The organism is Thiohalocapsa halophila (genome assembly GCF_016583825.1).
Classification (GTDB): domain Bacteria; phylum Pseudomonadota; class Gammaproteobacteria; order Chromatiales; family Chromatiaceae; genus Thiohalocapsa; species Thiohalocapsa halophila.
In genome coordinates this window covers 113,707-138,969 of sequence record NZ_NRRV01000002.1, presented here as the reverse complement: position 1 = coordinate 138,969, position 25,263 = coordinate 113,707, and the positions used below count along the sequence as shown (strand labels likewise).

Genomic DNA, 25,263 nt, shown 5'->3' with positions numbered 1-25,263 from the left:
CGCTTCGGGTCGATGCAAGGCAAGACAGACTCCCAAGAACGGGGCAGGATGGAGGCTCGCATGGCCGGTGGCGGCGTCAACAAAGTCATCATCGTCGGCAACCTCGGTGCCGATCCAGAAGTGCGCTACACCGCCAACGGCAGCGCCGTGGCCAATATCCGTGTCGCGACGAGTGAGTCCTGGAAGGACAAGAACACGGGCGAGCCGCAGGAGCGTACCGAATGGCACCGCATCACGCTGTTTGCGCGACTCGGTGAGATCGCTGGTCAATACCTGCGCAAGGGCTCCAAGGTCTACATCGAAGGCAAGCTGCGCACCCGTAAGTGGCAGGGCCAGGATGGTCAGGATCGCTACACGACCGAGATCATCGCCGACCAAATGCAGATGCTCGACAGCCGCGGTGGCGGCGGGCAGGGAGTCGCTCAGGGACAGGGCCCCAGCTACGGCACCGGCCAGCAGCAGCCCGAGCGCGGGCCGGAAACCGGCGGTGGCAGTGCGCCCGAGGGTGGCTTCCCCGGCGACTCCGGCTTCGACGACGATATCCCTTTCTAGGCGTTACTGCGCGCCGGAACGATACATTCGGCTGCGGCCCAGCCGGGCCCGCCGTCAAGCACACCGTATCCAGACCCCTATGTCCGACCTCCCGCGCATCCTCCTCATTGGCTCAGACGGCCAGGTCGGCTGGGAGCTGCGCCGCACCCTGGCACCCGTGGGGCAGGTGATCGCCGCGTCCATGCACGGACACGCCGGCCCCCCCATCGATTTGCTGGATGCCTCGTCCATCCGCCGGGTGTTCAACGACGTGGAGCCGGACGCGGTGGTGAACGCCGCAGCCTACACCGCGGTGGACAGGGCGGAGACCGAGCCGGAGCTGGCCCGTGCCATCAACGCCGATGCCGTGCATGTGCTCGCCGAGCTCTGCGCGGATGCGGACATCCCGGTGGTGCACTACTCGACGGACTTCGTTTTCTCCGGCGACACCGACCACCCCTACCGCGAAACCGACGAGCCGGCCCCCACCAGCGTCTACGGCGAGACCAAGCGCGCCGGCGAGCTGGCTTTGCTGGACTCCGCCGCCGATGCCTTGGTGCTGCGCACGGCCTGGATCTACGGCGTGCGCGGCCGCAACTTTCTGCTCACCATGCTGAATCTGTTTCGCGAGCGCACCGAGCTTCGCATCGTCGACGACCAGGTGGGCACCCCCACCTGGAGCCGGATGTTGGCGGAAGTGACGGCACAGGTCATGCACGCGGTGTTCACGGGTGCGGTGGATATCAAGCAGGTGCGCGGCCTCTACCATGTCACCGGCGGCGGCGCCGTCTCCTGGTACGGATTCGCGAGCGCCATCCGTGAAGCGACCGGCAACGACTGCGAGCTGACGCCGATCCCCACCAGCGAATACCCGGCACCGGCCCGCCGCCCGCCTTACTCGGTGTTGGACACCAGCAAGTTCCGGGCGACCTTCGGCCTGAAGCTGCCGGACTGGCGCCACTCGCTGGCGCTCTGCCTCGAGGATCTTCCCCAACAGCCGGCGCCGCGGGCCTGAGCGGGCAGCGGCGTAAACGCCCTCGGCTCGAGCGCATCCGGGCCGACGCGGCCTAAGCAGGGAGGGGCAATGCGCTGAGCGAGTGCGAGCCGCTGGCTTGTGAGTCGATGCTCCTGCGCGCGGCTTTTCTGACCGGCGCCTCGGAGCACAGTGTCAGTCGTGCGGCTTGGTTGCCAAAATGCGCTCGATGCGTGCGCCATAGACCTCCAGCGCCACCCGCTCCGCCGGCAGCAGCCAATCCGCCTGCGCCGGCTCCTCCGGCGCCGATTTGCCCACCAGCTCGCGGAAGGCGTGCAGTGCCTTGCGCACCGCCGGATGCTCGGTGCGCACCACCATGCCCCAGCCGGGCCCCATGTCCATGGCGAATGCGGCCATGGGGTCATCGCCGGCGTCTGCGGGTGTCAGCAGCCCGAGACGCCAGAGCACCCGGGCCGCGGCATCGCTCAGGTGGGTGGCGGGCGCTGCCTGGCCGAGGGCGATGAGCGCCGCGAGTCGGCGCTGGTAGTCGCGCGTTTCCCTCGCGGACAGCGGTGCCAGGATCTTTGCCCGCGGCAGCGCCAGCACCTCCTCGCCCGCCAGCTGTAGCTCGATGTCCGGACCCGGCCGCTGCGGGTCGAAGGTCCATTGCGGCATGTCGCCGCCGGGGAGCGCGAAGCCGACGCCGTACTTGGCGCGCACCAGCTGCGGCTGCCGGTCCGCCTGGACCCGGCGCTCCAGGTGGGCAAGGAGCTCGGCCCAGGTGTAGGGATCGCTGCGGCCTTGTCCGTCGCGGTAGAACATGCCGGCGTTGCCGGTGACCACCGGTGAGTCATGCGCGAAGCCGTGCGGCGCCGGCCAGTGCGCCATGGCGGTGCGCGCCGGCGGCGACTCCCCCGGCCGGCGAAGCACGGCATCGGCGGCGCGGGCGCCGGGCGCTGGGGCTGCGCCGGGCGTGAGCTGCTTGTAGCCCTTCGGGGCGAGCTCCAGCAGTAGCGCCGGGCGGCCGGGCAGGGTGTCGCGAATCCGTGTGCCAGCGCTCGCAGCGGTCGGCGCCGTTGGGTCAGGCAACGGCGGCGGCTTCACGGTCCGGGTGTGCTTGTCCTCGCCCCGGGCCAGGGTCAGGACGCGGCGGCCCTCGGCTGCGCCCAGAAAATGGAACAGATAGTCCTCCACCGGATCCTCGGCGCCGGAATCTTTGCTCAGCAGGTACTTGGCAATGGCCAACACGGTGAAATTGTGCCGCAGCAGCCTTAGCTCCGTATCCTCGGGGCCCCGCAATCCGGCCATGGTGTCGCGGACGATCATGCGCACATGCGCGTCACAGAAGGGACCAAAGCCCAAATCCAGCCGCCGGCGGCCGCGCGCCGGGTCGGCGGCGGTGAGCGCCAGCAGCTCGGCGCCGTAGAGGTGGATCACCCGCTCGAAGGTGCGCGGCTGGAACTGCCAGACACCGGCCGCCGACCCCAGCCGGCCGCCGTCCAGCGGCGGGCGTACGAAGTCGTTCCAGGTGTGCGCGCTCTCGTGCTCGCCGGTGGCCAGGAGCTGACCCAGGTTGTAGCCCGTGCGCTCGGCCACGTCCAGCAGCGTCAGCAGCTGGCTGGGGCGGATATCCTGGGTACGGTCGTAGCCGCGGGCACGCCGCTCGGCCCGGGCCTCGAAGCGCTCTAGCGTCTGCTGCCGGGCAATGGCCGCATTCGTCGGGCGCGGTGGCACAATGGGCGACGCAAGGGCCTGCGTCGCCAGTAGCAGACAAAAGGCCACTGCCGGCAGGAGTAACAGGCGCAGGGAGGCGACGGCGGTCGGGCCGCAGCGATGGCGTGTAAGAGGCCGATGGCGGCAAGGCTGTGCATGGGCCGTCGGATCTGGTGGCTGGCGATGGCTGCGTGCAGACGGCTCAGGCTGCATCAGAGGTCGGGCTCGCGGTTGGAGCGCCCCGGGCTTGGGTGGTGCTGAGCTGTCATTGTCGCACCCGCCTCTGGCAAGGCGATGCCGGCGAGCGGCCGACGGCGGCCGCGTCTCTGCCGGCCATGGGCCAGCGGCACTCTGGATGTGGCGCATTGCTTGCATGCACGGATCTTCGTGTTTTCCGCCAACCGGGCTCGGGAATCGCCCGCGTCGGCCTCGCGGGGCAACCGGCGCTTGCCCCGGATCAGCCCGGGCGCCCGTTGTCCAACAGGGCGGAGACGATCTCGGTAACCTGACTGGATTACTGGCACAAGCGCGAGTCCTCGGCCTCAACTCCGCAGCGGAGACTAGATCATGACCACCACCCATGACGGTGCAAGCCGCACCGCGAACCGCAAGCTCCTGGATTGGGTCGACGCGATGGCCCGGCTGTGCAATCCCGAGCGCATCTACTGGTGCGACGGGAGTCAGGCGGAATACGACCGGCTGTGCGAGCAGATGGTGCAAGCTGGCGCCTTCGTCAGGCTGAATCCGGACAAACGGCCCAACAGCTATTTGGCCCGCTCCCACCCGAGCGACGTGGCCCGGGTCGAGAACCGCACCTTCATCTGCTCGGAGCGCGAGGAGGACGCGGGCCCCACGAACAACTGGATGGACCCGACCGAGATGCGCGCCATCCTGCGCGAGCGCTTCGACGGCTGCATGCGCGGGCGCACTCTGTACGTGATCCCGTTCAGCATGGGGCCCATCGGCTCGCCCATCGCACAGGTCGGCGTGGAGATCACCGACTCGCCCTATGTGGTGGTGAACCAGCGCATCATGACCCGCATGGGCCAGCCGGTGCTGGACGCCCTGGGCGAAGACGGCGATTTCGTGCCCTGTATGCACAGTGTTGGTGCGCCGCTGGCCCCCGGCGAGGCCGACGTGCCCTGGCCCTGTGCCGGTAATGTCGAGGACAAATACATCACCCATTTTCCGGAAACGCGGGAAATCTGGTCCTACGGCAGCGGCTACGGTGGCAACGCCCTGCTCGGCAAGAAGTGCTTTGCGCTGCGCATCGCCTCCGTCATGGCCCGGGACGAGGGCTGGCTCGCCGAGCACATGCTGATCCTTGGCGTGAAGTCTCCGGAAGGCAAGAAGCACTATGTCGCCGGCGCCTTCCCGAGCGCCTGCGGCAAGACCAACTTCGCCATGCTGATCCCGCCAGAGGGCTTCGAGGGCTGGGAGGTCACCACCGTCGGCGACGACATCGCATGGATCAAGCCGAATCCCGAGGACGGCCGCTTCTACGCCATCAACCCGGAGTACGGCTTCTTTGGCGTGGCGCCCGGCACCAACGAGAAGTCCAATCCCAACGCCGTTGCGTCGCTGAACGCCAACTGCATCTACACCAACTGCGCGCTCACCGACGACGGCGATATCTGGTGGGAGGGCCTTACGGACGAGCCGCCGGAGCACCTCATCGACTGGCAGGGCAATGACTGGACCCCCGGCTGCGGCCGCCCGGCGGCGCATCCCAATGCCCGTTTCACGGCGCCCGCCGGCCAGTGTCCATCCATCGATCCGGAATGGGAGAATCCCCAGGGGGTACCCATCAGCGCCTTCTTGTTCGGCGGCCGGGTGAGCAAGAACTTCCCGCTGGCGTTTCAGAGCTACAACTGGGAGCACGGCGTGTATATGGCCGCCACCATGGGCTCGGAGGCCACCGCCGCCGCCATCGGCCAGGCCGCCATGCGCCGCGACCCCATGGCCATGCTGCCCTTCTGCGGCTACAACATGGCGGACTACTGGCAGCACTGGCTGCGCATCGGCCGCCGCCATGTGGCTACGCCGCCGCTCATTTTCCGCGTCAACTGGTTCCGCAAGGACGAGCACGGCAAGTTCGTCTGGCCGGGCTTCGGCCAGAACATGCGGGTGCTCAAATGGGTCGTGGAGCGCTGTGACGGTCGGGCCTCCGCCATCGAGAGTCCGCTCGGCTGGCTCCCCGGCTGGGACGACCTGCACTGGGAGGGCTTGGACTTCGCCCCGGAGAAATTCTTCGCCATCATGAACATCGACAAGGAGGTCGCGCGCCGGGAGACCGTCGAGCAGGAAGAGCTGCTGACCCGCTTCGGCGATCATCTGCCGCACGAAATGGAGCTGGAGCGCGAGCTGCAGCTCGCCAGGCTATATCACTCCCCGCCGCTCTGGGACCTCTCGCGCGCGCTAGCGCGCTGAAGCGGCCCAAGGCCGAGTCGCGAGCCCCAGCCAATAGACCCGACCCGCCGCTGGGCCGGCGGCGGGTCCGTGCACCGATCAGTGGCCATATGGAGCGGCGAGCACTGCCGCCGCCGCCGTGCGCATCCGTTAGACTGGGTGATTGCCGCCGGGCGCCCCCTGCCCGCAGCGCCCGCGCCCGAGAGATGTTCCGCCAGCATGTCATCCGCTGCCCGCCATGGATGGACCGCCCGGCTGTTGGGGATGCTGTGCCTCTGGGGTGTTGCTGCAATGGCGTCGGGGCAGGGCGCCGTTGTCGAAGTCTCCGCCCCGGCTTCGCAGCGGGTGCAGGCCGTTGTCGACGCCGTGCGCTTCGCCTTCGGCCTGGAGAGCGCCTATTGGGACGACCCCGCTGCCTTCCGCACCCATGACGCCGTCTATGACCATTTCCGCCAGGGCTTCAGTCCCGACCTCGCTGCCGCCATGACTGCCCATGTGCTCGGCGGCGACGGCGACGTCGCCACCTGGGTGCCGGAGCAAGTCCACGTGGTGGAGCTGGAGGCGAGCCAGGCATTGGTGTGGTTCCCGACACCCGCATCCTTCGGCAGGGCCGGGCTTTGGGACCTCGCCGACTACATGCACGTGCACCTGCGCCGCGAGGGTGCGCACTGGGTGGTGGACTGGGCCAAGGACCGCTCGGCGCCGCCCGTGCGTTGATGAGCCTCGGGTATTGAGGCGGGCGGGGTGAGCTGGGCGCCTGTCAGCCGCGTCCGGGTAGGCTCAGCGCCCGGCGGAAGTCGCGCTCGGCAGCATCGATGCGCTCGGCCAGCGCCGAGCGTGCCGGGCCTTCCAGGCTCGCGGCGTAGTCGCGCAAGCTGCCGGTCAAGGCTGCGAGTGCGGCGGCGACGTCCGCGACCGGAAGCTCCGTGCCGCCTTGCCGCGCCCGGGCAGTGTCTGCGGCGGCATCCAGCGGCTCGACTTGGGCACTGCGCGGGATCAGCTTCTGGCTCCCATCGCTGGCATGCGCCGTCATGGGGCCAGTTTTGCAGTAGCGCTCGCCCTGCCATCGAAAGTACTGACCGACTGGGATCTGCGGGAATTTCATGGCTCGCCCTCTGCGGTGTCGTCATGGCGTTCGAGCCAGACACCAGACATCCACCCGGCTCGCACCGGCCCGGCGCAGCGCTCGGGCCACCTCGTCGACGGTACTGGCGGTGGTGACCACGTCGTCCAGCACCGCCACATGGGCGCCGCTCAGGTCCGCGGTGGCGCGAAAGGCCCCGCGTAGGTTCTGTGCTCTCGCCTTGCCCTCCAGTGTGGTCTGGGGCGGGGTCGCGCGGGTGCGCTCGCAGGCCGCGGCGGCCACCGGCAGCGCCAGCTCGCGACCCACCACCCGTGCCAGCTCCAGCGCCTGATCATAGCCGCGCTCGCGCAGCCGACGCATGTGCAGCGGCACCGGGACGATGGCCTCCGGGCGCTGCGGCGCCGCGTCCCCCAGCGAGGTCGCCAGCAGCTCGCCCATGAGCCTGAGGGTATTGAGCCGCCCGTTGAACTTGAAGCCCGCCACCAGGGCCGGCAGCGGCTGCTCGTAGCGGAAGGGCGCGTGCGCCCGCGCGAAGGCCGGCGGCTTGCGCCGGCAGCGCCCGCAGAGGGGGCCGTCGTCGCCGGCGCCGGCCGTCACCGGCGCCGGCAGCGGCAGGGCACAGCGCACGCAGGCCAGCCCGAGGGCCGGCAGGTCGCCCGCACAGCCGCGGCAGAGGTCGCGCCCGTCGTCGCCGGGCGCACCGCAGAGGATGCAGGTGGGCGGGAAGACCAAATCCGCCAGGGCCCGGCGCCAGCGCGCAAGCGCCGGCTGGGCAGGCAGCGGACCCCGCCGGGGGGCGTCCTCGGGGTCCGGGTCGGTGCTGGTGGTGATGTTGGGCATGGCGGGTATGCAGCGCGGCCGGCGTGCCGGCATTGGTGGCTGCGCCGATGGTGCGGCCTGACGGCGGCCGCCGGCAAGCCTCGGCCTCGGGGCGCCGTCGCCGGCAGGCATGCCCGCCGTCGGTCGGCAGGCGCGGTCTCGCGATCCCGGCGGCGCGTGGCGGGACAAGCGCCCTTATTCCGGCTAACATCCACCGCGCGAATCAACGACATAAGCCGGCGTCACAAGCCGGCTCTCCCGGGGGAAATCAATGCGCCATTCACCGCTTCGCCTAACGACCTTATTGCTGCTGCCCGTGCTCGCCGGCTGCGGCACCAACCCGAGTGCCGATGCGCCGACGGCTAGGCTCGCCAGCGCCCACAACGCCGCGGCCGAGCGGCCCGTCGCCTTCAGCAGCACGCCCAGGCTCACCAGCGGACCCTATGCCGGGCGCGGCGACGTGGAGCGCTTCATCGACCGTATGCAGGCCAAGGGCTACACCCGCGCCGAGCTGGTGGGCATCTTCTCGCGGGTGCGCCCGGATGACTGGATCATCGAGTACATGAACCGCCAGTGGCGGCCGTCATCCGGCCCCAACGGCGCCTGGAGCCGCTACCGCTCCCGCCACATCACGCCCGCCATGCTGAGCCGGGGCACGGCCTTTTGGAATCAGCACGCGGTGGAGCTGCGCCGGGCCTCAAAGGAGTACGGCGTGCCGCCGGAGTACATCGTCGCCATCATCGGCATCGAGACCAAGTGGGGCGGCTATATGGGCAAGCATCGCATCGTCGATGCCCTGGCCACGCTGGCCTTCGATTATCCGCGCCGTGCCGAGTACTTCACCGGCGAGCTGGAGAACTACCTGGTGATGGCCCGCCAGGAGGGCTTCGACCCCTTCCAGCCGGTGGGGCCCTTCGCCGGGGCCATGGGCTACGGGCAATTCATGCCCTCCAGCTATCTCAAATACGCGGTGGATTTCGACGGCGACGGCCGTCGCGACCTCTGGAACAAGGAGGACGCCATCGGCAGCGTCGCGCACTATTTCAAGCAGCACGGCTGGCGCAGCGGGGAGCCGGTGACGGTGCCGGCCACCGGCGGGGCCGGACTGCCGCAGTCCATGGATGTGGGCTTCAAGAGCCGCTATCGGGTGCGCGATCTCGCCAGGCGCGGCGTGCGCCCGTCCCTGTCGCTGGCGGACGACGCGCAGGTGAGCCTGCTGCGGCTCGATGCCTCCGGCGGCTATGAGTACTGGATCGGTCTCGACAACTTCCAGACCATCACCAAGTACAACAAAAGCACCTACTACGCCATGACCGTGCACCAGCTGGCGCAGGCGCTGAAGGCCAGGCGTGGCGGCAGCGCGCGCTATGTGGCCGAGCCCGACGGCGACGGGGCGCCGCCGCCCGCGAGCTGAGCCGCGCCCGAGGCGGGGCTCAGAGGGCTTTTCGGGGTGTCGGGGCAGCGTCATGGGGCGGCGTGTCGGGCCGACGTGTCGGCGCGACATCGCGCGCCGGCGTGTCAGGTCTTGCCCTGCACCGTTACCACCACCTGCCGGCGCTGGGCGTCGGTGCGGTGCTCGTACAGGAACACCCCCTGCCAGGTGCCGAGCGCACAGCGCCCGTCCGCCACCGGCAGGGTGAGGTCCATGTTGGTGAGAATGGACCGCACATGGGCCGGCATGTCATCGGCGCCCTCGGCCGTGTGGCGGAACAGCGCATCGCCGTCCGGCACCAGCCGGCCGAGAAACGCCTCCAGGTCCCGGCGCACCGTCGGGTCGGCGTTCTCGCACAGGATCAGCGACGCACTGGTGTGCTGCACGAAGACGTGACAGAGTCCGGTACGGATCTCGCTGTCCCGCACCGCCTCCTGCACCTGGGCGGTGATGTTGGTGGTGCCGCGCCCGCGCGTGGCCACCTCGAAACGCTGTTGACTCGTCTGCATGGCCGCGCCTCCGTCCCACCGTGACTCGACTGCCCGCACCGCCGCCGACACGCCGGCGGTCGATGCCTCGCAGGGATTGGACCAGATCCCCGTCACCGGGCTCAAGCGGGTCGGACCCAAGCTGGCCGAGCGCCTGCGCAAGCTCGGCATCCAGACGGTGGCGGCTTTGTTGTTCCACCTGCCGGCGCGTTACCAGGACCGCTCCCGGCTGCGCGCGCTGACCGAGCTGCGCGACGGCGACGAGGCCCTGGTGGAGGGCGTGGTGGCCGATGCCCAGATCGCCCACGGCCGGCGCCGCTCGCTCAAGGTCTGGCTGCGCGACGACGCCGGCGGCGGTCTGATGCTGCGCTTCTTTCATTTCTCCCGTGCACAGATGGAAGGCATGGGCATCGGCAAGCGCCTGCGCTGCTTCGGCGAGGTGCGCCAGGGGCCGCAGGCGCTGGAGATGGTGCACCCGGAGGTGCAGTACCGTGTCGACGACGCCCCCGGCGCCGTCGGTAACGGCGCCGCGGTGGACGCGCCGCTCACCCCCATCTACCCCTCCACCGAGGGCATGCAGCAGATCACCTGGCGCGGTCTGACGGACCAGGCACTGGCGCTGCTCGCCGCCCACCCGCAGGCGCTGGCCGACCTGGTGCCGGCGGCCATCGCCGAGCCCCTGGGCCTGCCGGCGCTGCACCAGGCCATCCAGACCGTGCACCGCCCGCCGGCGGATGCGCCGGTGCAGGCGCTGGTGGAGCGCAGCCATCCGGCCTGCCTGCGCCTGGCCTTCGACGAGATGCTCGCCCACCAGCTCGCCCTGCGCCGGCTGCGCGCGGAGCGCCGGCACCTGGCGGCGGCGGCGCTGCCCGGCGACGGTGATCTGCGCCGGCGCTTACTGGAGACGCTGCCCTTCGCGCTCACCGATGCCCAGCGCCGGGTGGTGGATGAGATCCAGCGCGACCTCGCCGGCACCCAGCCCATGATGCGGCTGCTGCAGGGGGACGTCGGCTCCGGCAAGACCGTGGTGGCCGCCCTGGCGGCCGTGCAGGTGGTGGAATGCGGGCGGCAGGTGGCGCTGATGGCGCCCACCGAGCTGCTTGCCGAGCAGCATCGCAAGAGCCTGTCGGGCTGGCTCGAGCCCCTCGGCCTGACGGTCGCTTGGCTCTCCGGTCGGCACAAAGGCGCCGAGCGCGCGGCGGTGCTGGCGGGCATTGCCGCCGGCGAGTCCCGGGTCATCGTCGGCACCCATGCGCTCTTTCAGCAGGACGTGGCCTTCGCGGCGCTGGGGCTGGTGATCATCGACGAGCAGCACCGCTTCGGCGTGCACCAGCGCATGGCCCTGCGGGAGAAGGGCTCCGACGACGGCCGGCTGCCGCACCAGCTCATCATGACCGCCACGCCCATCCCGCGCTCCCTGGCCATGGCGGTCTATGCCGACCTGGACCTGTCCGTCATCGACGCGCTGCCGCCGGGGCGCACGCCCGTCACCACTGTCGCGGTGCCGGACAGCCGCCGGGACGAGGTCATCGCGCGGGTGCAGCGCGCCTGTGCCGCCGGCCGCCAGGCCTACTGGGTCTGCACCCTGGTGGAGGAGTCCGAGGCCCTGCAAGCCCAGGCCGCCGAGGACGCCGCGGCGGACCTGCGCGAGCGCCTCCAGGGCCTGCGCATCGGCCTGGTGCACGGGCGGGTCAAGGCCGGCGAGCGCGAGCCCGTCATGGCCGCCTTCGCCGCCGGGGAGCTGGACCTGCTGGTGGCCACCACCGTCATCGAGGTGGGCGTGGACGTGCCCAACGCGAGCTTGATGATCATCGAGAACCCGGAGCGCCTGGGGCTGGCGCAGCTGCACCAGCTGCGCGGGCGCGTCGGCCGCGGCGAGGTGGCGAGCTTTTGTCTATTGCTCTACCACGCCCCGCTGACGGCCGCCGCCCGCGAGCGCCTGGACATCCTGCGCCGCGAGACCAGCGGCTTCGCCATCGCCGACGCGGATCTTCGCATGCGCGGGGCCGGCGAGGTGCTCGGCACCCGCCAGGCGGGTACGGCGGCCTTCCGGCTCGCCGATCCACTGCGGGACAAGGACCTGGTGCGCGCCGCCCAGCAGGGCGCCGACCGGCTGCTGGCGGATGATGCGCCCGGCGGCGGCGAGCGGGTGACGGCGCTGATCCACCGCTGGCTGGGCCACCGGGAGGATTACGGGCATGTTTGAATGTCAATGCGTGCCGGTCGCCGCAGGCCAGACGCCGTCCAGGTAGCCGGCGCCGCCCAGTTGGCGCATCTGCCGGCGGATCCAGCGCACCCGGCGCTGCACATGCGCCGACGGCGCCTCCACGCGGTAGCCGTCCGGGTTCGGCAGGACGGCGGCGAGGCGGGCCGCCTGTGAGCTGCTCAAGGCCACCGCCGGGCGGTCGAAGAAGCGCCAGGACGCCGCGCCGACGCCGAAGGTGTCCGGGCCGAACTGGGCGACATTGAGATAGATCTCCAGGACGCGCTCTTTCGGCCACAGCGCCTCCATCAGCAGCGTCATCCAGGCCTCCAGGGCCTTGCGCAGCGGGTCCCGCCCCGGCCATAGAAACAGGTTCTTCGCCGTCTGCTGGCTGATGGTGCTGGCCCCGCGCAGGCGCCCGCCGGCCCGGTAGTCCGCCCAGGCTTGGCGCAGCTGCACCAGATCGAAGCCGACATGCTCGGGAAAGCGCTGGTCTTCGGCGGCCACGGCCGCTAGGGCCATCGCCGGCGGGATGGCGTCGGCGGCCACCCACTCGTGGTAGAGGCGGGGCTTGGGCGCACCGGACCAGGTGGCGCCGACCCAGTGGCGCACCATGAAGGCCGATGTCGGCGGGTCGATCCAGCGCAGCAGGCACACCAGCAGCACGGACGCGAGGGCGAGCACGCCGAGTGCCATACCGACGGCCCTGGCGACGGCCGTGAGTCCGCGGCGTCGCTTGCGCGATGAGCCCATGTCGCGCCTGCGCTTGGTCACGGGCTGGCCATGAGGGTGCGGCCCGCTGCGGGCGGGGTCGCCATAGGCGCGAGTGCCGGGGCGCGGCGCAGCGGCGGCGCGGCGGCGCGTGCGGCGCCGACGATCGCGCGTCTGGCCTGTGCGCTCACTCCCGCAGCAGGTCCGCGTTCACCTGGCGCAGCAGCAGGCTGCGGAATTTTTTGGCGCTCAGCAGCACCGTGTCGCTCCAGGGCTCGGCGTGTCCGGTCTTGGTCTCCAGCCAAGCGGCGAAGGAGCTGCGGGGCGAGCGCGTGGTGCTCTGGCTGTTGAAGAGCGTGCTCTTGCGCGGATCACCGGCCCAGTACACCGTCTGCGGTTGCTCGGGGCGAAACCACAGGAAACGGCGCTCCAGTCGCTCCTCGTCGCGATAGGCTCCCACGCGTACCGCCAGCAGACCGCTGGCCTCGCGCTGATAGGCCGCCGCCGGCGGATAGACAGCGGGCAGCGCGTCGGTGGCGAACACGGGCTCCGGGTGCTCGCGCGCCAGCCAGGCCAGCAGCGCCTGCAGCTGCGCCGGTGCCGGGGTGCGGCCGTAGGTGGCGAGCTCGCCGCCCTTGGTATCCGCGAGCACGGCGCCGTCGGCCTGCACCAGCTTGAGCAGCGCATCGGCGACATGGAAGTCGCGGTCGGCGCCGGTCTCGAAGGCGGCGATGTCCGCCGCCAGCCGCGCGATGTCCCGGTCGCTGTCGCCGACGGCGGCGAGCCGGCGGTTGGTCTGATAGCCGGACACGCCGAGGGCGAAGACCTGCACCAGATCGGCGCAGCGCTCGCGCATCTGCAGCGGCACCGCACGGGGCTCGTGATGATGGCAGGCGATCAGACCCCAGAGCGCCCCGCTCAGCACCACCGAGAAGGACAGGGACGCCGTCACCTCCATGTTGTGGAGGTATTCGATGTGCACGGGCGAGACGGCGCGCAGGTCCGACAAGGTCAGATCAGACTCGAAGCCGGCAAGGGCGACGATGGGCACCGGCTCGGCGTCCACGTCCGGGATCTGGCGGTGTCGGTTGGCGAGGTAGAGGTCCCGGGCGATCTGCGGGATGTCGGAGGCCGGGTAGCGCAGCCCGAGGTAGGGGGCAAGGCCAGGCTCGGCTGCCTCGGCGATGACCTCGCCGCAGCCGTCCGGCAGGAAGCGATAGACCATGACCCGCCCGAAGCCGCTCAAGCGCTGCATTTCCTCCGCCAGGAGCCGGCAATGGGCGTCCCACTCCCGCGCCGTATGGGGCATGCGGTAGAGGGCGTGGGGCACCGGCCGCAGGGCGTGCTGCTGTTGCTCGCTCGGTAGTGCCCGCTCCAGCTCCAGCAGCCAGCTCTCGGCGGTGCGCGAGACGATCGCGTCCAGGGGGCCGTGCGGACCAGTGCTCAGGTCCGCCAGCACGAGCTTCTCGGCGTGTCCATTGCGCGACTGCGGCGTACTGGCGAGCGCCTGCTCCAGTGTCGCCATCTGCTCGGGCCGCACCGCCGGCTCGCCGTAGGCGACGCCTGCCTGTTGCAAGAGTCCCCGCAGGGATTGGCCGAGGGCACGCTCGGCCGGCACCCCGAGCCAGGCCTCCAAGTGCGTACTGGCGCAGCGAATGCTGGGGTCACCGATGCGCCCGCCCAGCAGCGCGCCATAGGGCTGGATGGCCCCAATGCGGTGCAGGGCCTCGCGCTCACATTCTTCGATGAAGCCAGGGTCCAGATCGGTCATCCGCGTTCGGCTTGGATTTGGTGGTGTTGGCGTGTCTGCCGCCAAGTGCAGGCGCACTGGGTGGGTGGCAAGCCCGAGCTGCGCCCGCCGGCGCAGGCCGCCTGCCTAGCCGCCCGCCTCCGCGAAGGCGGCGTGCATGGCCCCGAAGATGCGCAGCGCGCCGTCCAGCACGGCGGGCTCGCTGCCGGGTGCCTGCGCCGCCCAGGCCTCTAGTGCAACCCCGAAGCGCCGCCAGTCACCGGTGCCCTGATAACTGCGAAACTCCAGGAATGCCGTGGGCAGCGGGGCCGGCGCCGGTGCCTGCGACACCTGCTCGGCTTGTGCGAGCTCCTGACCGGTACCCCACCCGCTGCCGGGCGCGGCGCCGGGCCAATTGCTGCGCAAGCGTCGGGCGATGACCTGCCCGCCCAGGGTGGCGCCCTCGAGCACGTAGAGCCCGCCCAGAGCCGTCGCCGTGCGCTGCGCCCCAGCGGCGGCCAAGAGCCGGTCTACCCGAGTGCGCAGGCCCTCGGCTGCCAGCGGCCCGGCGGCCGGCGGGCCGCGCGCGGCTGTCGGCGTCGTCGGCGGGAGGGCTTGTAGGTCCTGTTGCAGTGCCGGCAGCTTGGGTGCGATGCCAAGCTCGGCGACCAGCGCTGCCGGTACGGCCGCGTAGAGGGCGGGCTCCACGGCCGTGTAGACGCCGTGCAGCGTCAGCAGATAGCGCCGATAGCCGGCAGGGCTGGGCCGCGGGCTGAGCACGGTCTGCATCAGCGGCAGGGCCTCGGTGGCGGCATGCACGCCTGCGGTGTGCTCGCGCAGTTGGCGCATGAGTCCGGGTGTCGGGCGCCCACCGCTTGCCGGGGGCCGGCGGCCGCGCTGTGCGCTCGCCATCGCCATCATCGCGCAGCCCGCCTGCGCAGCCGCGATGCGGTGTGGGCGCTGGGCGTTCGGCTTGCGCTGAACCGCCGCGCGATGAGGCAGGTGCTTGAGGGAGACATCAGCTGGTGCCCAAGTTGTTCAGGATTGAGACGGCTGCTACCGGTCTCGCGTACCGCCGCAGAACAAAGGTAGTAGATGGCGCTTGCAACCCCATAACAGAGCCTACGAGCGAGGCCGACCCAGCGACTTCGCACCGCCGCGGCGGAGCGGCGGATGCCACTGTCGACACCTGTGACTGCGCGGGCTTTGCCGGGTCGGCTTGACGCGGCCGACTTGAGGCGCAGGCTGGGGGGCAGGCTCGGGCACATCCCCCGATGGTAGCCGCCTTGGTGCTCGGATTACAGCCTCGTAACGCTGCGGCAGCCCAGGGTTAACGGCGTCCATGGCACCCTGTAGAGCATCGGCGCTGCGTTGCGGCGCGTGCGCAGAGCCAACCACCGTGGAGGAACGCTTGCATGTCCCAACCAAGCCCAGAGACGACCGCGCGCGCTTCCAGGGTGCAGGAGAGCCCGGCGGCCAATCCTGCGTCAAGCCCGGATCAGGCCGCCTTCGCACGGCTTCGGGCGGATTTGCGCGGGCGCATCGTCGGCCAGGACGCCCTCATCGAGCGGCTGCTCATTGCGCTCTTGGCCGACGGCCATCTGCTGGTGGAAGGCGCCCCCGGGCTGGCCAAGACCACGGCGGTGAAGGAGCTCGCCGCGCGCATCGAGGGCGACTTCCAGCGCGTGCAGTTCACGCCGGACCTGCTGCCCGGCGACCTCACCGGCACCGATGTCTACCGCGCCGAGACCGGCAGCTTCCATTTCCAGCCGGGGCCGCTGTTCCACAACCTGGTGCTCGCCGACGAGGTCAACCGCGCCCCGGCCAAGGTGCAGTCCGCGCTGCTGGAGGCCATGGGCGAGCGCCAGATCACCGTCGGCGGGCGCACCTACCAGCTGCCCTGGCCCTTTCTGGTCATGGCCACACAGAACCCCATCGAGCAGGAAGGGACCTATCCACTGCCCGAGGCGCAGCTGGATCGTTTCCTGATGCACGTACGGGTGGACTATCCCGACCCGGCCTCGGAGCGCAGCATTCTGGATATCGCCCGGGCCGAGGCGCGCGGGCGCCTGCACCGCCCGGACACCGACGAGGCGTCGCAGATCGGCCACGCCCAGATCCATGCCGCCCGGGATGCGGTCATGGATCTGCACATGGCGGCGCAGCTGGAGGAATATCTGATCCAGTTGGTCCTCGCCAGCCGTGATCCGGCCCCCTATGACGCCGACCTGGCGCGGCTGGTGGACTATGGCGCCAGCCCGCGGGCCACCATCGCGCTGGACCGCTGCGCAAGGGCCCATGCCTGGCTGCGCGGCGCGGAGTACGTGACGCCGGAGGACGTGCACGCCGTCGCCTACGACGTGCTGCGCCACCGCGTGCTGCTCAGCTATGCCGCCGAGGCCGAGGGCGTGGACACCGACGCCTTCGTCGCCGAGCTGATCCGGCAGGTGCCGGCGGTTTGAAGTTGGAAGTTGGAAGTTTGAAGGGTGAAGTTTGAAGTCAGAGCGCTGCGTCGGGGCGGGGCGCCTGCGGGTATCCGGTATGCGGGGCCTGGCGCATGGCGGCGCCCTGCATCCATGCCCGGCGCGGGATTGATCGTCGGCTAAGCCATGTCTGTGCCCATCGACAACCCGGCCATTCGCGTCGATGCCGAGGATCTGATCGGGCTGCGCGCGCGGGCCGAGCGCCTGAAGCTCAAGCGCGCGGCCACGTCGCGTGCGGCGCTGGCGGGTGCGCACCGCTCGCGCTTTCGCGGCCGCGGCATGGACTATCGCGAGTCGCGGCACTACCAGCCGGGGGACGACATCCGCAACATGGACTGGCGGATCACCGCCCGCGCCGGCGACCCGCATGTGAAGATCTTCGACGAGGAGCGCGAGCGCCCGGTGGTGCTGTTGGTGGACTTCGGCCCGAGCATGTTCTTCGCGAGCCGCGGCGTGCTCAAGTCGGTGCAGGCGGCGCGTCTGGCGGCGCTCATCGGCTGGTCCGCCGTCAGCCGCGGCGACCGCGTCGGCGCGCTGCTGTTCAACGGCGGCCACACCGAGCTGCCGCCCCGCGGCGGGCGCCGCGGGCAGATGCGCCTGATCCGGGCGCTGGTGGACGCGGGCGACCCCCGGCGGCGCCTCCACGCGGTGGGGGAGGCGACGCCCGCCGAGCCGGGCGGCCTGGGCGACGCGCTGGTGCGCCTGCGCCGCGTCGCCCGGCCCGGCAGCCTGGTGTTCCTGCTCTCCGACTTCTACCGCATGGACGCCGACACCAACCGCCACCTGGGCCAGCTCGCCCGCCACAACGACCTGCTCGCCGTTCAGCTGCTGGACGCCCTGGAGCTGGCACCGCCGCCGCCCGGGCGCTACGGCATCAGCGACGGGCGCAGGCGCGGCGTCTTCGACGCCGCAGATGTCCGCGAGCGCAAGCGCTGGCGCAGCCACTTCGAGGCCCACCATGCGGCGGTGACTCGGCTCATGGAGAGCAACGGCGTGCCGCTGGTGCCATGCCGGACGGATGCGGACCCGGTGACCGTGCTCACCGAGCTGCTGCGGGCGCGCCCCGGCGCCGGTACGCCGCGGGGCCCGCTGGCGGCGGGAGGGTCGGCGGCATGACCACGCCCGCGGACAACCAAAGCGGCGGCCAGCCGGCGGCGGGGGCCCTGCCGCCGGCGCACCCCGCCCTTGGTACGCCGGAGCAGCTCCATCTGCGCGACATCCGCGAGCCGGGTGCACCGCCGGCCTGGCCGCCGGCGCCGGGCTGGTGGCTATTGGGCGTGCTGCTGTTGGCGGCGCTCCTGCCCGCGCTCTGGCGCCTGCGGCAGGCTTTGCTGCGCCGGCGCCGGCGCGAGCGGATCATCGGCGAGCTCGAGCGCCTGCGCGGCGCCGACTGCGGCCCGGCGCTGGTCGGCAGCGTCTCGGCGCTGCTGAAGCGGGCCGCGCTGAGCCGCTACCCGCGGAGCGAGGTGGCCGCGCTCACCGGCGACGACTGGCTCGCCTTCCTGGACCGCACCGGCGGCGCCGGCGGCTTCAGCGCCGGCGCCGGGCGGGTGCTCGCCGACGGCGCCTATGCGCCGCGGCAAGACTGTGATGCGAGCGCGCTCATCACGCTTGCGCGGCGCTGGCTGCGCCAGAATCTTTAGTGATATGGATCTCGAGCTCGCACACACCTGGGCCCTGGCCCTGCTGCCGCTGCCGTGGCTGGTGCGCCGCCTGCTGCCGCGGGCGGCGGCCGGCGGTGGTGCGCTGCGGGTGCCCTTCTACGCGGCCCTGGTGGAGGGCGAGCGCCCGGGGCTGGCGCTGGCGCGCTGGCCCGCGCTGCTGGGGCTCCTGGCCTGGGCCCTGTTGGTGCTGGCGGCGGCGCGCCCCCAGTGGATCGGCGAGCCGGTGGCCCTGCCGCTCGCCGGGCGCGACCTGATGCTGGCCGTGGATATCTCCGGCTCCATGCGCGAAGAGGACATGGTCATCGGCGGGCGCATTGTGGATCGGCTGACGGCGGTGAAGGCCGTCGCCGGCGACTTCATGGAGCGTCGCGAAGGGGACCGCGTGGGGCTCATCCTGTTCGGCCAGCAGGCCTATGTGCAAACGCCGCTCACCTTCGACCGCGACACCGCCCGCACCCTGTTGTTCGAGGCCGCCGTCGGGCTCGCCGGGCGGGAGACGGCCATCGGCGACGCCATCGGTCTGGCCGTGAAGCGCCTGCGCGACGCCGACACCGACGAGCGGGTGCTGATCCTGCTCACCGACGGCGCCAACACCGCCGGCACCATCCGCCCGCTCAAGGCCGCCGAGCTGGCGGCCGAGGCCGATGTGCGCATCCACACCATCGGCGTCGGCGGCGATCCGCGCAGCGCCTACGGCCTGACACTGGGCCGCAACCCGCTGGACGAGGGCACCCTCAAGGCCATCGCCGAGACCACCGGCGGGCGCTACTTCCGCGCCCGCGATGTCGACGAGCTGCAAGCCATCTACGCCATGCTCGACGAGCTGGAGCCGGTGGCGTCGGACCAGGCCACCTTCCGACCGGTGGACGAGCTCTATGCCTGGCCGCTGGCGGCGGCGCTGGTGCTGAGTGCCGTGGCGGCGGCGGGTCGCGCCGGGCTCACTGAGAGGTGGGTCTGATGGAGCGGCTGGCCGCACATGGCTTTCAGCCCGGTCCGGCGCCGGGACCCACTCCGGGAGGCGCCCATGCCCGATGAATTTCGGCTCCTGAATCCCGGCTGGCTTGTGGCGCTGGTGCCGCTGGCGCTGCTGTTGGTCGGCCTTGCCCGCAATGGGGGTGGCAGCGGCCCCTGGCGGCGCGTCATCGAGCCGCACCTGCTGGCGGCGCTCACCGTGGGTGCCGACGGCAGGCCCCAGCGCTGGCCCCTGGCGGTGCTGGCGCTCGGCTGGCTGGTGGCGGTTATCGCACTGGCCAACCCGACCTTCGAGCGCATTGAGGTGCCGGCGTTCCGCGATGCGGCGGCGCGGGTGGTGGTGCTGGATCTGTCCCAGTCCATGCTCGCCGACGATCTGGCGCCGAACCGCCTGGAGCGCGCCCGCTTCAAGGTCGAGGACATCCTGCGCCGCAGCCGCAACGGGCAGGTGGGCCTGGTGGTCTTCGCTGGCGATGCCTTCACCGTCGCGCCGCTCACCGACGACGGCGAAACCATCCGCAACATGCTGCCGGCGCTGTCGCCGGAGATCATGCCCGCGGCGGGCAGCCGGCCCGGCCTGGGCATTCAGGAAGGCCTCAAGCTGCTGCGGCAGGCGGGTGTGCGCGACGGCGAGGTCGTGGTGCTCACCGATGACCCGGGCGGCGCCCGCGCCCGCTCGGCGGCCGCGGACCTGCGACGCGCCGGCCACCGGCTGGCCGTGATCGGCGTCGGCACACCCGAGGGCGCGGCCGTACCCGGGGTGCGCACCTCCCGCGGGGCGGTCATCGCCCAGCTGGAGGAGGGCAAGCTGCGCTCCCTGGCGCGCCATGGCGGCGGCGACTATGCCCGCATCAGCGTGGACGACGCGGACCTGCGCGAGGCGCTGGCCCGCGACGAGAGCGGACGCGTGCGCGAGGACGAAGACCCCATGCAGGCGGATGTCTGGAAAGAGCTCGGTCCCTGGGTCACCCTGGCCGTGGTGCCGCTGGCGGCGCTCGGCTTCCGGCGCGGCTGGCTGCTGCTGCCGGCGGTGCTGGCGCTGAACCTAGGGCTTGTGACGCCGGCGCCCGTGCTCGCCCAGACGAGCGGCGGCGGGCCTGCCGATCCCGCTGCCAGCGCCTCTGCCGCACCGGAACCGGGCCTCGGCGAGCGCTGGCGGGACCTCTGGCAGCGGCCCGATCAGCAGGCCGCCGGCGCCCTCGCCGGCGGTGACTACGCGCGCGCGGCCCGCCTGGCGCAGGACCCGGCGCGCAGCGGTGCGGCCCGCTACCGGCTCGGCGATTTCGATGCCGCCGCGGAGGCCTTCGGCGCCGCGGACGACGCCCAGGCTCACTACAACCGTGGCAATGCCCTGGCCCGCGCGGGGCGCCTGGAGGCGGCGCTGGAGGCCTACGACCAGGCGCTGGCGCGCGCGCCGGACATGGCGGATGCTGCCTACAACCGCGAGCGGGTGCAGGAGGCCCTGGAGCGCCGCGAGCAGCAATCCCAGCAACAGCGCTCCGACCAGAGCCAAGGTCAGCAGCAAGACCAGGGCCGGCAGGGCGACGCCGGCGAGCAGTCCGGCGAGCAGTCCGGCGGCGATGATGCCGATGCCCAGGCCGGCGAGGGCGGGGGCGGCAGCGCCGGGGATCAGCAGCAAGGCGCCGCCGGCAGTGGCGGCGCCGGCGACTCCCAGCGCGATGCCCAGAGCGATGCTCGCAATGATGCCCAGCGCGATGACACCCAAGGCGCCGGCGGTGATGGATCCGGCGCGGACCAGGAGCGCAGCGCCGGCGGCGGCGCCGACCGTGACGCCGCTGAGGGCGCGGAGTCCGAGTCCAGGGCCGGGTCGTCCGGGATGCGCCGCAGCCATTGGTCCGCGGCCAGATGGCGGAGGATCCCTGGTGAGCCGAGCACGGAGAATCCGAGCATGAGCGCAACCGTCAAGCAGCCATGGCTCGCGGCTGTCGCGGCGGCGCTGCTGTTGTGGTCCGGCGGCCTGTGGGCCGAGGTTAGCGCGCGCTTCGATCGCAGCACGGTGCACGAAGGCGACACCGTCAACCTGATCATCGAGACCGACGGGCTGCGCGGCGGCCAGCCGGACCTGAGCGCGCTGGACGCCGACTTCGAGGTGCTGGGCACCAGCACCGGCAGCCGGATCCAGATCGTCAACGGCCGCCAAAGCGCCATGCGCACCTGGAAGGTGCAGTTGGCGCCCAAGCGCCAGGGCTCCATCGAGGTGCCGCCCATGCCGGTGGGCGACGAGCGCACGCCGGCCCTGCGCCTGACCGTCACCGAGACGCCCCGGGAGCCGGCGGGGGTGCCCGGCGACGATCTCTTCCTGGAGGTGGACGTCGGCGGCGACGGCGGGCCCGTTTTCGTGCAACAGCAGGTACCGCTGACGGTGCGCCTCTACAGCGCCCTGCCGCTGCGCGGCGGTGAGCTCAGCTCGCCGCGTCCGGACGGCGCGGTGCTGGAGCGCCTGGGCGAGGACGTGCAATACAGCACCAGGCGCAACGGCCGGCGCTACCAGGTCATCGAGCGGCGCTTCAGCCTGAGCCCGGAGCGCAGCGGCGAGCTGCGCATCCCGCCGGTGAGCTTCTCCGGTGATCTGCGCAGCGCCGACGGCGGCCCCTTCGGCGATGACCGGCTGGCGCATTTGTTCCGCGACCCGCTGTTCGAGCGCTTCAGCTCGGGGTTCGAGCGCGGCGAGCCGGTGCGCGCGCGCTCGCGGGCGGTGACCCTGGAGGTCGAGCCGCAGCCCGACGACTTCGACGGACGCTGGTGGCTGCCGGCGCGCGAGCTTGCCATCGACGACTCCTGGGAGCGCGACCCGCCGGCGCTGGCCCGCGGTGAGCCCGCCACACGCACTCTCACCATCACCGCCACCGGGCTGGCCGGCTCGCAGATTCCCGAGATCGCCGTGCCGGCGCCGGACTCGGTGCGGGTCTACGCGGACGATGTCGAAGCGGAGACCCGCACCGATGGTGAAAAGCTCTTCGGCGTCAGCCGCCAGCAGGTCACCGTCATGCCGACGGCGGGCGGCAGCGTCACCTTTCCGGAGATTCGCGTGCGCTGGTGGGACGTGCAGGCGGGCCGCGAGCGCACGGCAGTGGTGCCGGCGCGGCGCTTGCCGGTGGCGGGCGCCGCCGGCGGCGCTGCATCCGCTGGTCGCGATGCGCCCGCCGCAGGGAGCACGGCATCGGCAGCCGCGGGCCCGGCGGACGCCGGTGCTGGAGACGGCGCTGCGCCGGCGGATGCGCCCCTGCCCAACCGGCTTGCCGAGACGCGCCGGCCGGTGGGCTGGCTGCTGCTGGTGGCAGCACTCCTGGGCGGCTTGGCCCTGCTCTGGCGGCTGCGGCATCGCTTACCGCGGCCGCGCCTGCCCGGCGCCCTGCGGCCCGCATCCGGCGCGGCTGCGCCCGGCCTTACCGGCAACGGGCGGCGGGCGTCTGCGGTGCGTCCGGGCGGCGGCTCGGCGCAGGTGTCGGCGCTGCGTGCGGCGGCGGCCAACGGCGACGCCCGGGCGGCCGCACAGGCGCTGCTGGGGCTGGCGCGCCGGCACTGGGGTGCAAGCGCGCCGACGAGCCTGGGCGGCATCGCCGCTCGGCTCGCGGCGGACGGCACGGCCGCCGGCGAGCAGGCGGGTGCCGCGGTGCGCGGGCTGGAGGCGAGCCTGTACGGCCCGCAGGCGGGGGCTTGGGATGGCAGCGGCTTCGCCGAGCAGGTGCTGCCCCGGTTCACCAGCCGCGCTGGGGGGGCGGCGGGCGAGGCCGGCGACGAGGCCCTGGCACCGCTCTATCCCCAGCGGCGCTGACACGGCGACCGCATCAATTGCGGTTGCTACGGGGCTGCGGGCGGCCTCAGCAGCCGGCGGCGTCGCGGCAGCCGCGGTTGGCAACCCGTTCCGCGGCGGTGTGCTCGGTCGTCGGCCGCAGTCCGGTGCGCACCTTGGCCGTCAGCTGCTCGCTGCCGCGCCAGACGGCGAGCTCGATCGACCCGCCGGCACCCGCAGCGATGACGGCCTCCCGCAGCGCCGGGGAGGTGAGCACCGGCTCGCCGCCGGCGGCGACGATGACATCCCCGGTGCGCAGGCCCGCGGCCGCCGCCGGGCTCTCGGGCAGAACGCGGCTGACGAAGACGCCGCGGGGTGCGCGCACGCCGAAGCGCTCGGCCAGCCCAGGCTCCAGAGTGCGGGCCCCGATGCCGATCCAGCCGCGCTCCACGTTGCCGCCCTGCGCAATGGCTGCTACCACGCGCATGACCCGATCCGCCGGGATCGCGAAGGCGACGCCCTCGGAGTAGCCGCTGTCGGACATGATGGCCGTGTTGATGCCCACCAGCCGGCCCCGGGTGTCGATGAGCGCGCCGCCGGAGTTGCCGGGGTTGATGGCGGCGTCGGTCTGGATGAAGCCCTCGATTTCCGTCAGGCCCAGCTCGGAGCGCCCCAGGGCGCTGACGATGCCGAAGCTGACGGTCTGGTCTAGGCCGAAGGGATTGCCGATGGCGAGCACCACGTCGCCGGGGCGCAGCGCTGCCGGCTCGCCGACGTCGATGCCGGGGCCGGGCGCCTCGTCGATGCGCAGCACTGCCAGGTCCGTGGGGGCGTCGATGCCGAGCAGCTCGGCGTCCAGGATGCGGCGGTCCGGCACCTGAACGCCGATGGCGTCGGCTCCGGCGACCAAATGGCCGCTGGTGACCAGCAGCCCGTCATCGGACACCAGCACTGCGGAGCCGCGGCTCAGGCCGGGGATGGCGCCATTGCTCGGCGGCGGCGGGGCCTCGCCGGGCGCGCCATAGCGCTGGCCGAATACCCGCAGCACCGACGGCGCGGCGCGGGCGACGGCGTCGGCGTAGGAGCTCGCCGCGGTCGCTGGCACAGGCGCTGCTTGCAGCGGCGGAGGGTCGGAGCGCGCCAGCACCAAAACGGCGGCGAGCGCCATTGCGCCGGCGCCGAAGCCGCCCGCCGCGGCCGCGAGGATTTTGTACCCATGCGTCATGCCCGTTAAGCTAGCATGCGCTCGCTGCGCGCGCATGGGGGTACCCGGGATGGCGCGTCGGCGCAGCGGGCTTGAACGACATAGCGGAACGACAACGGAGTTATGACCGACAGCACCGAGATTGGCCGTTATTGCGATGAGCTCTTGGCGGCGAGCACTGTCGCCGACTACTGCCCCAACGGCCTCCAGCTCGCCGGTGCGCGGCCGGTGCGCCGGCTGGTGAGCGGCGTCACCGCGAGCCTGGCCCTCATCGAGGCGGCGCTCGCCGCGGATGCGGATGCCATCCTGGTACATCACGGCTGGTTCTGGAAGGGGGAGGACCCGCGCCTGGTGGGCATGCACGGCCGCCGCGTGCGCGCAGCGGTGCGCGGGGGCTTGGCCCTCTTGGCTTACCACCTGCCGCTGGACGTGCATCCAGAGCTGGGCAACAACCGCCAGTTGGCGGCCGTGCTGGACCTGCGGGATGCGGCGGCGGCCAGCGCCGATGGGCTCGTCTGGACCGGGACGCTGGCAGCGCCGCAGCCCGGCGCGGCGGTGGCGGCGCTGGTGGCGGAGCGCCTCGGGCGCAGTCCGCTGCATGTGCCCGTCTTGGAGCGGCCGGTGCAGCGCATCGCCTGGTGCACCGGGGCGGCGCAGCGCTTCATCGACCAAGCGGCGGCACTGGGCGCGGACCTGTACCTGAGCGGCGAGGTGTCGGAGCCCACGGTCCACCAGGCCCGCGAGCTGGGGCTGGACTACATCGCCGCCGGTCATCACGCCACCGAGCGCTACGGTGTGCAGGCCTTGGGCGAGCACCTCGCCGGGCACTTCGGGCTGGGCCATGGGTTCATCGATATCGACAATCCGGCTTGACCGTGTGCGGGCCGGAGCCGAACCGGGCGGCGGCAAAGCCGCAGATAGCAAAGGGTTTTGCGCTTTGTCGTGGCTCGGTGGTGCACTTTTTCGTCCAATGGGGGTCTCTTTGGGCTGGGCGCTGCGGCAACGCCATCGGTGCCGTCAAAACCGCAGTGAATTAGGGATATCCTTGACCCGGCCTGGATCGATCACGGACAATGTGCGATTCCTTGAGAAGA

20 protein-coding genes are annotated in these 25,263 nt (G+C 71.9%); 12 read left to right on the top strand and 8 right to left on the bottom strand.

Going from position 1 to position 25,263, the window contains the following annotated elements:
* The first annotated feature begins 60 nt into the window (after positions 1–60).
* Positions 61–552 (top strand): single-stranded DNA-binding protein, encoded by a 492-nt coding sequence (ssb, locus tag CKO31_RS01750; RefSeq protein WP_200233504.1) that lies wholly within the window; start codon positions 61–63, stop codon positions 550–552.
* A 79-nt stretch (positions 553–631) separates the two neighbouring features.
* Complete coding sequence (gene rfbD / locus CKO31_RS01745) at positions 632–1,546, top strand: dTDP-4-dehydrorhamnose reductase (RefSeq protein ID WP_200233439.1); 915 nt, start codon at positions 632–634, stop codon at positions 1,544–1,546.
* 153 nt (positions 1,547–1,699) lie between these two features.
* On the opposite strand, the gene CKO31_RS01740 is transcribed toward rfbD, so the two are convergent.
* Positions 1,700–3,238: a hypothetical protein gene (locus tag CKO31_RS01740; protein WP_200233437.1), complete on the bottom strand. Its 1,539-nt coding sequence runs from the start codon at positions 3,236–3,238 to the stop codon at positions 1,700–1,702.
* A 546-nt stretch (positions 3,239–3,784) separates the two neighbouring features.
* Here CKO31_RS01740 and CKO31_RS01735 point away from each other — a divergent pair.
* Together CKO31_RS01735 and CKO31_RS01730 are read left to right on the top strand one after the other, a co-directional pair.
* Complete coding sequence (locus CKO31_RS01735) at positions 3,785–5,647, top strand: phosphoenolpyruvate carboxykinase (GTP) (protein ID WP_200233436.1); 1,863 nt, start codon at positions 3,785–3,787, stop codon at positions 5,645–5,647.
* Between the two features lie 270 nt (positions 5,648–5,917).
* Complete coding sequence (locus tag CKO31_RS01730; RefSeq protein WP_200233435.1) at positions 5,918–6,343, top strand: hypothetical protein; 426 nt, start codon at positions 5,918–5,920, stop codon at positions 6,341–6,343.
* A 43-nt stretch (positions 6,344–6,386) separates the two neighbouring features.
* Here CKO31_RS01730 and CKO31_RS01725 read toward each other — a convergent pair whose 3' ends face one another.
* Positions 6,387–6,731 carry a hypothetical protein gene (locus CKO31_RS01725; RefSeq protein ID WP_200233434.1) on the bottom strand — a complete coding sequence of 115 codons (345 nt, stop codon included), beginning with the start codon at positions 6,729–6,731 and terminating at the stop codon, positions 6,387–6,389.
* A 21-nt stretch (positions 6,732–6,752) separates the two neighbouring features.
* Positions 6,753–7,550: a ComF family protein gene (locus CKO31_RS01720; protein ID WP_200233433.1), complete on the bottom strand. Its 798-nt coding sequence runs from the start codon at positions 7,548–7,550 to the stop codon at positions 6,753–6,755.
* A 250-nt stretch (positions 7,551–7,800) separates the two neighbouring features.
* On the opposite strand from CKO31_RS01720, the gene mltB reads away from it, so the two are divergent.
* Positions 7,801–8,943, top strand: coding sequence for a lytic murein transglycosylase B (gene mltB / locus CKO31_RS01715; protein ID WP_200233432.1), 1,143 nt, complete (start codon positions 7,801–7,803; stop codon positions 8,941–8,943).
* 104 nt (positions 8,944–9,047) lie between these two features.
* On the opposite strand, the gene CKO31_RS01710 is transcribed toward mltB, so the two are convergent.
* Positions 9,048–9,470: a secondary thiamine-phosphate synthase enzyme YjbQ gene (locus tag CKO31_RS01710; protein ID WP_200233431.1), complete on the bottom strand. Its 423-nt coding sequence runs from the start codon at positions 9,468–9,470 to the stop codon at positions 9,048–9,050.
* On the opposite strand from CKO31_RS01710, the gene recG reads away from it, so the two are divergent.
* Positions 9,469–11,655 carry an ATP-dependent DNA helicase RecG gene (gene recG, locus CKO31_RS01705; protein WP_200233428.1) on the top strand — a complete coding sequence of 729 codons (2,187 nt, stop codon included), beginning with the start codon at positions 9,469–9,471 and terminating at the stop codon, positions 11,653–11,655. The genes CKO31_RS01710 and recG overlap by 2 nt on opposite strands.
* A 3-nt stretch (positions 11,656–11,658) precedes the next feature.
* On the opposite strand, the gene mtgA is transcribed toward recG, so the two are convergent.
* The 3 genes from mtgA to CKO31_RS01690 form a co-directional block, all read right to left on the bottom strand.
* Positions 11,659–12,405, bottom strand: coding sequence for a monofunctional biosynthetic peptidoglycan transglycosylase (gene mtgA / locus CKO31_RS01700; protein ID WP_200233426.1), 747 nt, complete (start codon positions 12,403–12,405; stop codon positions 11,659–11,661).
* 145 nt (positions 12,406–12,550) lie between these two features.
* A complete protein-coding gene (locus CKO31_RS01695) occupies positions 12,551–14,134 on the bottom strand; it encodes a GAF domain-containing protein (protein WP_200233424.1) in 1,584 nt (527 codons plus the stop codon).
* 105 nt (positions 14,135–14,239) lie between these two features.
* The gene (locus CKO31_RS01690; RefSeq protein WP_200233417.1) at positions 14,240–14,941 is read right to left on the bottom strand and encodes a biliverdin-producing heme oxygenase; all 702 of its coding nucleotides are present in this window, start codon (positions 14,939–14,941) and stop codon (positions 14,240–14,242) included.
* A 566-nt stretch (positions 14,942–15,507) separates the two neighbouring features.
* Here CKO31_RS01690 and CKO31_RS01685 point away from each other — a divergent pair.
* The 5 genes from CKO31_RS01685 to CKO31_RS01665 all read left to right on the top strand — a co-directional run bounded on the left by CKO31_RS01685 (position 15,508) and on the right by CKO31_RS01665 (position 23,007).
* On the top strand, positions 15,508–16,554 hold the full coding sequence (locus CKO31_RS01685; protein WP_200233415.1) for an AAA family ATPase: 1,047 nt from the start codon (positions 15,508–15,510) through the stop codon (positions 16,552–16,554).
* 147 nt (positions 16,555–16,701) lie between these two features.
* On the top strand, positions 16,702–17,691 hold the full coding sequence (locus CKO31_RS01680) for a DUF58 domain-containing protein (RefSeq protein ID WP_200233414.1): 990 nt from the start codon (positions 16,702–16,704) through the stop codon (positions 17,689–17,691).
* Positions 17,688–18,218 carry a DUF4381 domain-containing protein gene (locus CKO31_RS01675; RefSeq protein ID WP_200233412.1) on the top strand — a complete coding sequence of 177 codons (531 nt, stop codon included), beginning with the start codon at positions 17,688–17,690 and terminating at the stop codon, positions 18,216–18,218. Before CKO31_RS01680 ends, CKO31_RS01675 begins: the two co-directional genes overlap by 4 nt.
* Positions 18,219–18,222: 4 nt before the next feature.
* Positions 18,223–19,197 (top strand): VWA domain-containing protein, encoded by a 975-nt coding sequence (locus tag CKO31_RS01670; RefSeq protein ID WP_200233405.1) that lies wholly within the window; start codon positions 18,223–18,225, stop codon positions 19,195–19,197.
* A 66-nt stretch (positions 19,198–19,263) separates the two neighbouring features.
* Positions 19,264–23,007, top strand: coding sequence for a BatD family protein (locus CKO31_RS01665; protein ID WP_200233401.1), 3,744 nt, complete (start codon positions 19,264–19,266; stop codon positions 23,005–23,007).
* A gap of 46 nt (positions 23,008–23,053) precedes the next feature.
* Here the strand turns inward: CKO31_RS01665 and CKO31_RS01660 are convergent, their stop codons facing one another.
* Positions 23,054–24,190, bottom strand: coding sequence for a S1C family serine protease (locus CKO31_RS01660; protein WP_242475061.1), 1,137 nt, complete (start codon positions 24,188–24,190; stop codon positions 23,054–23,056).
* A 102-nt stretch (positions 24,191–24,292) separates the two neighbouring features.
* Between CKO31_RS01660 and CKO31_RS01655 the strand changes: the two genes are divergently transcribed.
* A complete protein-coding gene (locus tag CKO31_RS01655; RefSeq protein ID WP_200233400.1) occupies positions 24,293–25,042 on the top strand; it encodes a Nif3-like dinuclear metal center hexameric protein in 750 nt (249 codons plus the stop codon).
* Positions 25,043–25,263 lie beyond the last annotated feature (221 nt).